Below are 12,144 nucleotides of genomic sequence, written 5' to 3'. Positions count from 1 at the left end.
CCGGCCGTCCCCCCACCATTTTCCTGGAAGGAACACCATGTCCGGCAAGAACAGCCCGCAGCACCAGGCAGCGACGGGCGGGACGGAGCCCGCCCCGGCCCCGGACACCACCACGGGCGGCGCCCCCGAGACCGCGACGGCGCTCCCGCCGACGAGCGGTGAGACGACGGCCGGCGCTTCGGTGACCGCGGCGCGGGTGGAGGCGGCACTCACGGCCCCGGCTCAACTCCCGTCCACCGGTGGGGGAGTGACTCCGGAGGCCGCCGTCGGCACCGACGAAGCCGCACTTCCGGCAGCGGACCCCGACACCCACGCCGACCCCACCTCCACTTCAGCCTCCGCGTCCGACCCGGACCCCGACCCCGAGGCCGCCACCGCCACGGCCACCGCCACCGGAGCCTCATCGGAATCCGGAACCGGCTCCGGAACCGGCGAGGACACCGCCGCCGCGGCCCCCGCCTTCGGCCGCCCCTCCCGAGGACTCCTCGCGGGCGCCGCGATAGCCGGCGCGCTGCTGATCGGCGTGCCGTTCCTGGTGTCCGGGATGCTCGGCAAGTCGAGTTCGGACGGGAAGCCGTCGGAGCAAGTGGCCGACGCCGGAACCGTGTTGAACAGCGCGACGGCGAACATCGGTGCCGGCGCCTACGGTTCGGCCAGCCCGGACCCGGCCTCGCCGAAGCCGACCGCCTCGAACACGGTGGGCGGCGGCAAGAACAACACGGTGAAGAAGGGCGCGGGCGCCGTGGCAGCCGGTGCCGGTTCCGGTGCGGGAGTGATCGCGGGCAGTTCTGCCGAGGCCCCCAAGAATGCGTCCTCCGGCGGGAGTTCGAAGAAGTCCACCACGAAGGTCACGGCCAGCAAGACGGTGACCACCGCGCCCGGCACCACGATCTACAGCCACGCCTCCAACAAGTGCATCGAGATGGTCGGGCACAAGGGTGCTGACGGCTCACCGCTGGAGATCTGGAGCTGCAGCAGCGGCAACTGGCAGAAGTGGGACTTCCGTTCGGACGGCACGGTCCGCTCGATGGGCCTGTGCATGGACGTCGCCTGGGGCTCGTCGGCGAACGGAGCGGTGATCCAGCTGGCGGTCTGCAGCGGCAACCCGGCCCAGCAGTTCCGCCTCAACTCCAGCAACGACCTGGTCAATCCACAGGCCAACAAGTGCGTCGACGTCAAGGACCAGAAGACCGGCAACGGCACCCGACTCCAACTCTGGGACTGCAACGGCCAGGACAACCAGAAGTGGAGTACGCGCTGACGGCGACCGGCGATGCCGCCGCACCCATGAAGGCACGGCGGCGCCTCTGGGCTGCTTCTCAGATGTCCCGGAAGAGACCAGCCAACGCCGTGACCTGCGGGGTCTTGCTGTCTCAGGTCGTTGACCTGCATGAATTCCCTTTCGGTTGTTTCACGCTCGTGCTGGCTGATGCGGTCGGAAGTCCCAGGAAAGTCCCAGAGAACTCCCACGGGCCGGAGCCACTCTTTCGGCTCTGTACAGGGCATACGGGTGCGCTATGAGCTGGTGATCGTGGATCGACGGTCAGACCCGAATGAACGGCAACGCGCACTGCTCGAACGGCTCGCGGCCGGTAAGGAGCATCCCGCAGCCTGGGCGCCGGGGAATTGGCGGTCGGCTTATGCATTGCGTGATCGAGGGTTGCTGAGGATCAGTCGGGACGGCGGGGAAGCGCTCGTGGAGGTCACCGAGGATGGCCGCTACTACCTTCGACACGGTGATCGCCCTGAGGAGCCGACGTCGATTGAAGGAGGCGACCAGGCGGCATTCACCAGACCTACTGGGCGCAGGCGTAGCTCCGTGTCCTACGCCGAACGGCCCGTCGCTCGTGCACGACGGGCCAAGGCGACCGAGTTGGTCGAGCGGCTGCTCACCGAGGGGTGTGTCCGTGTCGCTGAGGAAGACCAGGTCGATGAGTGGCGGAAGGTCATCGACTATGCGAAGCGGCACGGACTGGAACCTCCCGGCAAACGTATCGAGAAGGGCCGCCTCGGGGCAGGTGGGTGGGAGCTGCACCTCGGAGAGGGGCCACACCCCAACTCACGAAGCCGGAAGCCAGTGGGCGCAGCCTCGGTGGTTCCGGTTCCCGGGCGGCTGACTTCTCTTCATCTGGTCGTGGCCGCGCTCAGAGACGCGGAGGAGCGGCTCGTGATGCCTCCTGCGCTTCGGCGCCGGGCACTTCTGCTCCTGCAGGCGCTGGCAGCCGAGGCGGTGCGGCGAGGGTACGGCGTACAGGAAGGCCGGGCCTACTACTCGCCGAGAGAGGGCGATGTGAGCGTGTTCGTCGACGGCTTCGCCTGCATAGTCACCGTCAAGCAGGAGTTCCCGCAGTCCACCAACCCGGAGCGTGCCGTACGCCTCGTCGTAGAGCTTGATCACGGCCGTACCAGTCGTCCCGGACGCTGGCGCGATCGGAAGAGCGGGACGTTGGAGGAGTCCCTGGGCGTGATCCTCGGGGAGATCGAGGTGCCGGCGGTGCACGACGCCCAGCGTCGGGCAGGCGAGGAGCGAGCCAAGGCGGAACGCCAGATCCGTTGGCAGGCAGCCATGGAGGAGGCCGGGAAGCAAGCAGTGCAGGGACAACTGGCCGAGGTGCTTCGGGAGGAAGCAGGACGATGGCGGGAGGCCGCTGTACTTAGCGAGTACTGCGACGCTATGGAACGTCGCCTTGGTGAACTGGGCGGTGGCGCGGACGAATCGGCTCTGGATTCCGCCCGACGCTGGTTGGCATGGGCGCGCGACTATGTACGGACGACGGACCCTTTGAACCGGCTGCCGAGGATGCCGGATACACGTGAGCCGACGCCGGAGGAGCTCAAGCCGCATCTGGACGGGTGAACCCGTTGCGGGCCGTTGCGACGGGCTGAGCGGTAGTGGGGGTGGGAGCGCTCTCCGGACTCTGACACGGCCTCGTCTCGTCGTACTCGCCACTGTCCCCACCCTCGTGGTTTCGGAACGTTTGTAGGATCAGGGGGACTGCGGTGATTCTGCGACCTGATCCCGATGACGCATCATGTGGAGTGTGTCGCGATGCTTGAACCAGCCGTGAAGGGCTTCTGACCTGCGGTTTGCGTGTGTGCTTTATTATGGCGTTGGCGTCGTTCTGATGGGGTGTCAGGCGTGTTGGGATGTTGGTCGGCTCGCTTGCAGCGGCGGGAATGAGCAGCGCCTCAGTTGTCAGTGGTGCTGCGTAGCCTCCACGGGCATCTCGGTCGGCCCCTCGTCGACGGGCCGTATTCAGTGGATCCGCAGAACGTCAAGTGACGTAAGCGCCACGTGGAGTCCGGTGCGCTGTTCGCCGGATTCCAGGTCGCAGTCGAGCATTCGCTCGATGGTGCGCAGGCGTTGGTAGACGGTCTCCCGGGACAGACCGCTGGAGCGGGCGGCGACCGTCTTGTTGCCGGCCGCGTCCAGGTAGTGGCGCAAGGTGGTCAGGAGGTCGGTGCCGTGGCGGGTGTCGTGGTCGACGAGGCGGCCGAGCTGTCGTTCGGCGTAGTCCTGGATGCGGGTGTCGTCACGGAGGGCGAACAGCAGACGGGCCAGACCAATATCGGACCGTTCGTGAAAGGAGCGGCCCGCGGGGAGGGGCTGGCCGGGCCGGGTGGCCTCGGCGACCCGGGCTGCCTCGCGGAAGGAGCGGGCGACGTGAGCGAGGTCCGTGGCCTCGGAGCCGACACTCACGGTCGCTGTGGGGGCCAGGTCCAGCGAGGTGCGGCTCAGGTGCTCGACCGTGGGGCGCCAGGGTTGGGAGGGGCGCAGCGCCAGCAGGATGCCGAGGCGAGTGGGGGTGAGGTGGCCGACGAGTGCCTGGATTCCTGTCGTCCTCAGCTCTTCGGAGAGGCGGCTTTCGGTTCTCGCGGTGTTGTCCTCCGTGGGGATGTCCGCGAGTACGGCGATGAATGAGGTGTTCTCGGTGGGCAGGCCCAGTGCGGCGACAAGGGCGCGAGCGTCCGTGGGAGAGCGGTGGCGCTGTTCGACGAGATCGCGCAAGGTGTTGCGGTGGGCGGTGCGTTCCCAGGGTGTGGGGTGGATGAGGCGGGCGATGGTGATGGCCATCGCGGTCCGTTCGAGGACCGTGACGTCTTCGGGGCCCAAGGGGCTCGGAGGCGATGTGTCGGGTGTGGAGGGGAGCATGGCCACGCGGCCCCAGCGTGCGCCCTGGTATTCCACGGGTGCCACGAGCCAGTCCTCGGGGCCGGACACAATTGTGTGATCGGCGGGGGGAGTGGCCCGGGAGCGCCGTTCCCAGTCGGCCAGTGCGGCTTCCATGGTGCTGCCGGAGGGCTCGCAGATCAGTGCCTGGTGGACCAGGTTCTCCAGCACGACCGGGTGGCCGCTCATGTCCGCCGCGGCACGTACGACGTCCTCGGGGCCGGCCCCGCGCAGCGTGAGGGCGGTGAACGCTTCGTGGATGTGCTGGGTCCGGCGCATCGCATCGGCCTGGTTGCCGAGGATGAGTGCGTGGACGACCTGGGTGACCTCCAGGAAGTTGACGTCCTTGGCCAAGGTCACGAGGGGGAGGCCACGGGCCTGGCAGGCGTGGACGAGCGCGTCTGGCGGGCGGTGGTATCGGCGGACCAGCTCGATGACCAGGGCTGCCGCGTCGACGTCGGCGAGTTCGTCCACGTAGCGGCGTACGCCGACCGCGTCCTCGGGCAGGGGCATTCCGGTGGTGAGGACGAGTTCCCCGCCCTTGAGGAAGGAGGCGGGGTCGGTCAGCTCGGTGATGTGGACCCAGCGGACGGGGCGGTCGAGCCCGGTCACGCCGGCGACGACCTGGGGCTGTCCGGCGGTGAGGACGGGAAGCGCCAGTACGTCGGCCACGGTGAGTGGCCTGCCGACCGTGTCCATGTCCCGCCCCGGCAGAGAGGCGTCAGGGCCGTCGGTGCCGGGACCTGGAGCCGCGTGGTGGTTCTCGCTCACGGTGCCTCCCTGCCCGCCCAGTCACTCTGACAAGCGGCGCTGACCTGCGCAAGGGGAGTGGGCCGACGGTCATCGGGATCACAGGCCGGGTAGGAGAACGGAGCGGTTGACACAACGTCCGGATACCGCGTCCCGGCTGGACAGATCGCACGTTGGCTCCTTGGGGAGCGGCGGAGATGCTCGGGGGACCGCAACCGTCCGACGACCCATGCCGGGAGACGAACATGACCGCACTGTCGCCGCACCTTCGCCAGGCCACGCCCGTGACTGCGGTGCGGGGCGAGGGCGTCCACCTCTATGGCGAGGACGGCCGCCGCTACCTCGACTTCACCGCCGGCATCGGCGTCACCAGCACCGGACACTGCCACCCCAAGGTCGTTGCGGCAGCCCAGGAGCAGGTCGGCACCCTCATCCACGGCCAGTACACGACGGTCATGCACCAGCCCCTGCGGCAGCTCGTCGACAAGCTCGGCGAGGTGCTGCCGACCGGCCTGGACAGCCTGTTCTTCACCAACTCCGGCAGCGAGGCCGTGGAGGCGGCGTTGCGGCTGGCCCGGCAGGCCACCGGCCGCCCGAACATCCTGGTCTGCCACGGCGGTTTCCACGGCCGGACCGTCGCAGCCGCTGCCATGACCACCTCCGGTACCCGATTCCGGTCCGGTTTCTCCCCGCTGATGAGCGGGGTGGTCGTCACCCCCTTCCCGTCGGCCTACCGGTACGGGTGGGACGAGGAGACCGCGACCCGTTTCGCCCTGAAGGAGCTGGACTACACACTCCAGACGATCTCCTCGCCCGCCGACACGGCCGCGGTCATCGTCGAGCCGGTGCTGGGCGAGGGCGGCTACGTGCCCGCGACCCGTGCCTTCCTCGAAGGTCTGCGTGAGCGGGCGGACCGGCACGGCTTCCTGCTGATCCTGGACGAGGTGCAGACCGGCGTGGGCCGCACCGGCCGCTTCTGGGGCCACGACCACTTCGGTGTCACGCCGGACATCCTCGTCACCGCGAAGGGTCTGGCCAGCGGCTTCCCGATCTCCGGCATCGCGGCCTCCGAGGAGCTGATGGCGAAGGCGTGGCCGGGCTCGCAGGGCGGTACGTACGGCGCCAACGCGGTGGCGTGCGCGGCGGCCTGCGCCACTTTGGACGTCGTACGCGAGGAGAAGCTCGTCGAGAACGCCGAGGCGATGGGCGCCCGGCTGCGGCAGGGTCTGGAGGCGGTCGCCGACCGGACGCCGGCCATCGGGGACGTACGCGGCCTTGGACTGATGCTGGCCGCCGAGTTCGTCACCGAGGACGGCAGCCCCGACCCGGAGACCGCCGCTCGCGTGCAGCGTGCTGCGGTCGACGAGGGCCTCCTGCTGTTGCTGTGCGGCGCCTGGAACCAGGTCGTGCGCATGATCCCGGCGCTGGTGATCGAGGAGACGGCCGTGGACGAGGGACTCCAGGCGTGGGCGACCGCGGTGGAGGCCGGGACGTCGGGAGCGACGGCACGATGAGCGATGTCCTCGTGCGGCTGACCTCCCGGCTCGCCGAGACCGCTCCCGGCCTGCGGGTGGAGACCGGGCCCGGCACCGGCCCTTACGCCTATGACGCCTCCAACTACCGCGTTCCGCCGCAGGCCGTGGCCTTCCCCCGCGGTGCCGACGACGTGGTCGCGGTGCTGCGGGCCTGCCGGGAGACGGGCGTTGCGGTCACCGCGCGTGGCGGCGGCACCAGTATGGCGGGCAACGCCGTCGGGCCGGGTGTCGTCCTGGACTTCTCCCGGTACATGAACCGCATCCTGGACATCGACCCGGCCGCCGGAACGGCTCGGGTCCAGGCCGGTGTGGTCCTCGACGCGCTGCAGAGCGCGACCGCCCTGCACGGGCTGGCCTTCGGGCCCGACCCGTCCTCGCACAGCCGCTGCACCCTCGGCGGGATGATCGGCAACGACGCGTGCGGGAACCGGTCGGTGCGGCACGGGCGGACCAGCAGCCACATCGAGGCGCTGGAGATCGTCACGGCGGACGGCGTGCGGGCCGTCGCAGACCGCGCCGGGCTGCACCCGGTCGACCCCACGGAGGCGGAGCGCGTCGCCCGCCTCGAAGCGGACGTACGGAGTCTGATCGGCGACAGCCTGGCACCGATCCGCACCGAGCTGGGCCGCATTCCCCGCCAGGTCTCCGGCTACCAGCTGCACCACCTGCTGCCGGAGAACGGGTTCGACATGGCCCGCGCCCTGGTCGGCACCGAGGGCTCCTGCGCCGTCGTCACCGCCGCGACGGTCCGCCTGGTGGCGACCGCACCGGCTTCGGCGCTGCTCACCCTCGGCTACGACGACGTCGTCGACGCCGCCGAGGACGTGCCGGAGATCCTGCGCTGGAACCCCACCGCGGTGGAGGGCATGGACGAGGCGATCGTCGCCACCATGCGCGCCCGGCGCGGCCCGGACTCCGTCACCGGGCTGCCGGTGGGCCGTGCCTGGCTGTACGTCGAGCTCGACGGCGACGACGAGGCCACGGTGAACGCCCGCGCGGCCGACCTCCTCGACGTGCTCACGGCGCAGGGCCGGATGACCGGCGGGCGGGTCGTGGCGAGCGCGGCCGAGCGGCGCTCGCTGTGGCGGGTCCGTGAGGACGGGGCCGGCCTGGCCGCCCGCCTCGTCGACGGCGGGGAGTCCTGGCCCGGCTGGGAGGACTCGGCGGTCGCCCCCGAGGATCTGGCCGGCTACCTGCGGGACTTCCGCAAGCTGCTCGCCTCCCACGGGCTCACCGGCGTGCTGTACGGGCACTTCGGCGCGGGCTGCGTCCACGTACGCATCGACTTCGACCTCGCCTCGGACCCCGGCCGCGTCGCCGCCCGCCGCTTCCTCCAGGAAGCCGCCGCCCTGGTCGTCGAGCACGGCGGGACGCTGTCCGGCGAGCACGGTGACGGGCGGGCGCGCGGTGAGCTGCTGGAGGTCATGTACAGCCACCGGATGATCGGGGCGTTCGCTGCCTTCAAGAAGGTCTTCGACCCCGAGGGGCTGCTGAATCCGGGCGTCATCGTGGCCCCGGCTCCGCTCGACGCCGACCTCGCACTGCATCAGATCCAGCCCCTGGCAACCGAGTTCACCTTCCCGCACGACGAGGACGGTTTCGCAGGCGCGGCCCGCCGCTGTGTCGGCGTCGGCCGATGTCGCAGCGACGCGGGCGGGGTGATGTGTCCCAGCTACCGGGCGACGGGGGAGGAGAACGGCTCCACAAGGGGCCGGGCCCGCATGCTCCAGGAGATGGTGCGTGGCGAGACGGTGAAGGACGGCTGGCGCTCGACGGAGGTGCGCGACGCCCTCGATCTGTGCCTGTCCTGCAAGGCGTGTTCCAGCGACTGCCCGGTCGGCGTCGACATGGCCACGTACAAGGCGGAGTTCCTGCACCAGCACTACAAGGGCCGAGTGCGACCCCGTTCGCACTACTCGCTCGGCTGGCTTCCCCTCACCTCGTCGCTCGCCGGATGGGCAGCCCGGCCGTTCAACGCCCTCCTGCGCGGACCGGTCGGCACCCTGCTCGCCCGCCTCGGCGGCGTCACCACGAAACGCAGGATCCCGGCCTTCGCCTCCCGGCGCACCTTCCGCGAGGTCCTGCGCCAGGCGAAGAACGGCGAACCGGCGAAGGCCCTGCTGTTCGTCGACAGCTTCACCCGCGCCTTCCGCCCCGAGGTCGCGGGCGCCGCGAGCCGGGTCCTCGCCGACGCCGGGATCCCCTGCACGACTGAAGACGGCGTGTGCTGCGGTCTGACCTGGGTGAGCACCGGCCAGCTGTCGGTCGCGCGCCGCATCATGACCCGTACGGTCGCCCACCTCGACAACGGCGACGAACGGCCGATCATCGTGGCCGAGCCCAGCTGCGCCGCCGCACTGAAGCGGGACGTGCCCGAACTCCTCGGCACCGACGCCGCCCAGCGCGTCGCGGACCGGGTCCACACCTTCACCGGCGCCCTGACCGACCTCGCCGACCCCGACTGGACCCCGCCCCCCGTGCCGACGAGCGTCGTCCTGCAGACCCACTGCCACGAGTACGCCACCTTCAAGGGCCGACGCCCCGCCGACCTGCTGCGCCGGCTCGGCGCGGACAAGGTCGACGAGGCCGAGGGCTGCTGCGGACTGGCCGGGAACTTCGGCTTCGAGGAGCAGCACTACGACACCTCGATGGCCGTCGCCGACCTGGCCCTGAAGCCCCGCCTCGACGCCATCGACCAGGCTGCACCGGCCGTCGTCGTGGCCGACGGCTTCAGCTGCGCCACCCAGATCGACCACCTCGCCGGTGACCGGGACATCCGAGCCCTGCACCTGGCCGAACTGCTCGACCCCGCCGCCGACCGAACTGTCGACCGACCAGGAGTGACCCCATGACCGACACACCCACGCAGTTGTTCATCGGCGGGGCCTGGGTGGACGCCGCGGACGGCGCCACCATGCCCGTCGACGACCCTGCCACCGGCGAGATCCTCTGCCACGTCGCCGACGCCGGACCGAAGGACGCCCGGCTCGCCGAGGACGCGGCCGTCCAGGCGCAGCAGGAATGGGCCCGTACCGCGCCCCGAGCACGCAGCGAGATCCTGCGCCGCGCCTACGAGATCATCCTCGACCGCGTCGACGAGCTCGCCCACCTCATGACTTCCGAGATGGGCAAGCCGCTGGCCGAGGCGAGGGGCGAGGTCGCGTACGCGGCGGAGTTCTTCCGCTGGTTCTCCGAGGAGGCCGTCCGGATCGACGGCGGCGGAGGCATCCTGCCAGACGGCCGCAACCGCATGCTGCTCTCCCGCCGCCCGGTCGGCCCCTGCCTGCTGATCACCCCGTGGAACTTCCCGCTCGCCATGGGCACCCGCAAGATCGGCCCCGCCATCGCCGCGGGCTGCACGATGATCCTCAAGCCGGCCCCCCAGACCCCGCTCTCCAGCCTGGCCCTCGCCGCGATCCTCAAGGAGGCCGGGCTGCCCGACGGCGTACTGAACGTCGTCACCACCTCCCGTGCGGGGGAGGTGTGCGAACCGCTCCTGCGCGGCGGGCGGATTCGCAAACTGTCCTTCACCGGCTCCACGCAGGTCGGACGGATCCTCCTGGCCCAGAGCGCGGACGCGGTCGTACGGACCTCGATGGAGCTGGGCGGCAACGCGCCGTTCATCGTCTTCGACGACGCCGATCTCGACGTGGCTGTGGACGGCGCGATGCTCGCCAAGATGCGCAACATGGGCGAGGCGTGCACCGCCGCGAACCGCTTCTTCGCCCACAGCTCGGTGGCCGACGAGTTCGGGCGGCGCCTGGCCGAACGCATGGGCGCCCTCGTGGTCGGCCCCGGCACCCGGGACGGCGTCGACGTCGGCCCGCTGATCGACAGGACCGGTCGTGCCAAGGTCGAGGAACTGGTCGCCGACGCGGTGGAGCGCGGCGCGGAGGTGCTCGTCGGCGGCCGTACCCCGGAAGGGCCTGGCTCCTTCTATCCGCCGACCGTGCTCGCGGGCGTCGACCCCGAAAGCCGACTGATGGACACGGAGATCTTCGGTCCGGTCGCCCCGATCCTCACCTTCGACGACGAGGACGAGGTCGTCCGCCGCGCCAACGACACTCCTTGGGGCCTGGTCGGCTACGTCTTCACCGAGGGGCTCGAGCGTGCCCTGCGCGTCAGCGAACGCCTGGAGGTGGGCATGGTCGGCCTCAACACCGGCCTGGTCTCCAACCCGGCCGCCCCCTTCGGCGGCGTCAAGCAGTCCGGTCTCGGCCGCGAGGGCGGACGGGTCGGGATCGAGGAGTTCCTGGAGTACCAGTACCTCGCGGTGCCCGTGCGATGACGGCGGTCATGCCCTGACACACGCCCCATCGAGCACCGCGCGGGCCGCCCCGTGCCCGGCCGACTTCTCCCCCTGGCCGGGCACGGGGCGTCGTCCTGCCTTCACCCAGCCGGACGTCCGTCTGCTCCTGTGGGCGAGCGACGTGGGCGAGGTCCGGGGCACCTGCGTGGCGTTGTGCCCCTGCCCCGCCTCACCGGCCCTGCGCCCGCCTCACCGGCCCAGGCGGCCAGCGGGCCGGCCGAAGCCGACACCATGCGCTGCCACGCAGAAAGAGGCCCGCATGCCCCGGACGCGGCTCGGACGAGGCGGAGCGCGAGGTGTCGTAGGGCCCGAGCCGGCTGTGGTCCGGGCTGGGGGGCACGCTGTCGTTCCCCGGTGGTGGGACGTGCTCGGCGCTGTCCTCAGCCCAGGTGGCGGGCGGTGATTTCTGCCGCGGTGTCCGTCACCCGCCGCCCCAGCTCGGCGAGCCGGTCGGGATCGAAGCGGGAGTCGGGCATGGAGATGGCCACAGCGGCCAGCGGCACACCGTCACCGTCCAGGACGGGTGCCGCGATGGCGCAGACACCTTGGATGTACTGGTTGTGGTTGACGGCGTATCCGCGCTCTCTTACACGGCGTATCTCCGCGCGTAGAGCTACCGGGTCGGTGATGGTCTCCTCGCCGTAGCCCTCCAGCGTGCCCGCGGTGAGCTCGTCGACCTCGGACTTCGGCAGATGGGCGAGGACGGCGCGCCCGGTGGCCGTGGCGTGCAGGGGTGAGGTGTCGCCGATGGCGTGGAAGGTGCGTACGGCGTGGTCGCAGTCGACGCGGTCCACCACGACCATGCAGTGCAGGGCGTCCGGAACGGTCAGGTGGATGGTCTCGTTCAGCGCGTCGCGGAGCCGCATCATCGGTTCGCGGGCGGCGGCGTACAGGCTGGATCCCTGGAGGGCGGCGGGGCGTACGGCGAGCACCCGTGCGCCGATCTCCCAGCGGGTGGTGTCTGTCCGGTTGGCCCGCAGCCAGCCCGCCTCGTTGAGGGTGACCAGGGTGCGCTGCACGGTCGACTTCGGGAGGCCGAAGAGCTTCGTCAGCTCCCCGACGGTCACCGGCTGGTGCTGGGCGACCGCCTCCAGGATGCGCAGTGATCTGGTCACACTCTTCATTTCCATTGCCGGGCCCCCGGGGGTTCTGCAGACGTCGTCGGACTCACCTCCTGACTCGCTCCCGGAGCCGAAGGCATGCTCGTGCCGGAATCTAGCATGGCGTCCCACAATGCGGCACGCAGTCCTGTCCGGAGATCGGACCGGCGCAGAGGCGGAATGCGGATCCGGCGCCTGCGCCCGGGCCTCTCCCTGGCCGGGTACAGGGCTGGGCCTGGCGCGAAACGTGCCGAGGGCCGGCTCCCGGGCGTGGGAGCG

The 12,144-nt window shown here is 70.7% G+C and carries 7 protein-coding genes; 5 read left to right on the top strand and 2 right to left on the bottom strand.

Features of this window, described 5'->3' with window-relative positions; genetic code table 11:
* Nucleotides 1–37 precede the first annotated feature (37 nt).
* Nucleotides 38–1,261, top strand: coding sequence for a ricin-type beta-trefoil lectin domain protein (locus OH768_RS13730; protein ID WP_406453451.1), 1,224 nt, complete (start codon nt 38–40; stop codon nt 1,259–1,261).
* 249 nt (nt 1,262–1,510) lie between these two features.
* A complete protein-coding gene (locus OH768_RS13725) occupies nt 1,511–2,857 on the top strand; it encodes a hypothetical protein (RefSeq protein ID WP_406453449.1) in 1,347 nt (448 codons plus the stop codon).
* A gap of 399 nt (nt 2,858–3,256) precedes the next feature.
* Here the strand turns inward: OH768_RS13725 and OH768_RS13720 are convergent, their stop codons facing one another.
* Complete coding sequence (locus tag OH768_RS13720) at nt 3,257–4,942, bottom strand: PucR family transcriptional regulator (protein ID WP_406453447.1); 1,686 nt, start codon at nt 4,940–4,942, stop codon at nt 3,257–3,259.
* 224 nt (nt 4,943–5,166) lie between these two features.
* On the opposite strand from OH768_RS13720, the gene OH768_RS13715 reads away from it, so the two are divergent.
* Genes OH768_RS13715 through OH768_RS13705 form a run of 3 tightly spaced genes read left to right on the top strand, consistent with a single transcriptional unit; the run spans nt 5,167 to nt 10,744 of the window.
* Nucleotides 5,167–6,435, top strand: a complete 1,269-nt coding sequence (locus OH768_RS13715; RefSeq protein ID WP_406453445.1) for an aspartate aminotransferase family protein — start codon at nt 5,167–5,169, stop codon at nt 6,433–6,435.
* Nucleotides 6,432–9,308, top strand: a complete 2,877-nt coding sequence (locus tag OH768_RS13710; RefSeq protein ID WP_406453443.1) for an FAD-binding and (Fe-S)-binding domain-containing protein — start codon at nt 6,432–6,434, stop codon at nt 9,306–9,308. Before OH768_RS13715 ends, OH768_RS13710 begins: the two co-directional genes overlap by 4 nt.
* Nucleotides 9,305–10,744, top strand: coding sequence for an NAD-dependent succinate-semialdehyde dehydrogenase (locus OH768_RS13705; RefSeq protein ID WP_406453441.1), 1,440 nt, complete (start codon nt 9,305–9,307; stop codon nt 10,742–10,744). The genes OH768_RS13710 and OH768_RS13705 overlap by 4 nt, the downstream gene beginning before the upstream one ends.
* Nucleotides 10,745–11,145: 401 nt before the next feature.
* Here OH768_RS13705 and OH768_RS13700 read toward each other — a convergent pair whose 3' ends face one another.
* Nucleotides 11,146–11,889, bottom strand: coding sequence for an IclR family transcriptional regulator (locus tag OH768_RS13700; RefSeq protein ID WP_406453439.1), 744 nt, complete (start codon nt 11,887–11,889; stop codon nt 11,146–11,148).
* Nucleotides 11,890–12,144 lie beyond the last annotated feature (255 nt).

Source organism: Streptomyces sp. NBC_01622 (genome assembly GCF_045209635.1).
GTDB lineage: Bacteria > Actinomycetota > Actinomycetes > Streptomycetales > Streptomycetaceae > Streptomyces.
The sequence above is the reverse complement of the archived record's forward strand: the minus strand, read 5'-3'. Positions and strand labels throughout refer to the sequence as shown.

What these genes read in the sequence shown, in the direction of transcription:
- OH768_RS13715 (WP_406453445.1), top strand. Translation starts at nt 5,167, where the DNA reads ATGACCGCACTGTCGCCGCACCTTCGCCAGGCCACGCCCGTGACTGCG.
- OH768_RS13710 (WP_406453443.1), top strand. Translation starts at nt 6,432, where the DNA reads ATGAGCGATGTCCTCGTGCGGCTGACCTCCCGGCTCGCCGAGACCGCT.
- OH768_RS13730 (WP_406453451.1), top strand. Translation starts at nt 38, where the DNA reads ATGTCCGGCAAGAACAGCCCGCAGCACCAGGCAGCGACGGGCGGGACG.
- OH768_RS13705 (WP_406453441.1), top strand. Translation starts at nt 9,305, where the DNA reads ATGACCGACACACCCACGCAGTTGTTCATCGGCGGGGCCTGGGTGGAC.
- OH768_RS13700 (WP_406453439.1), bottom strand. Translation starts at nt 11,889, where the DNA reads ATGAAGAGTGTGACCAGATCACTGCGCATCCTGGAGGCGGTCGCCCAG.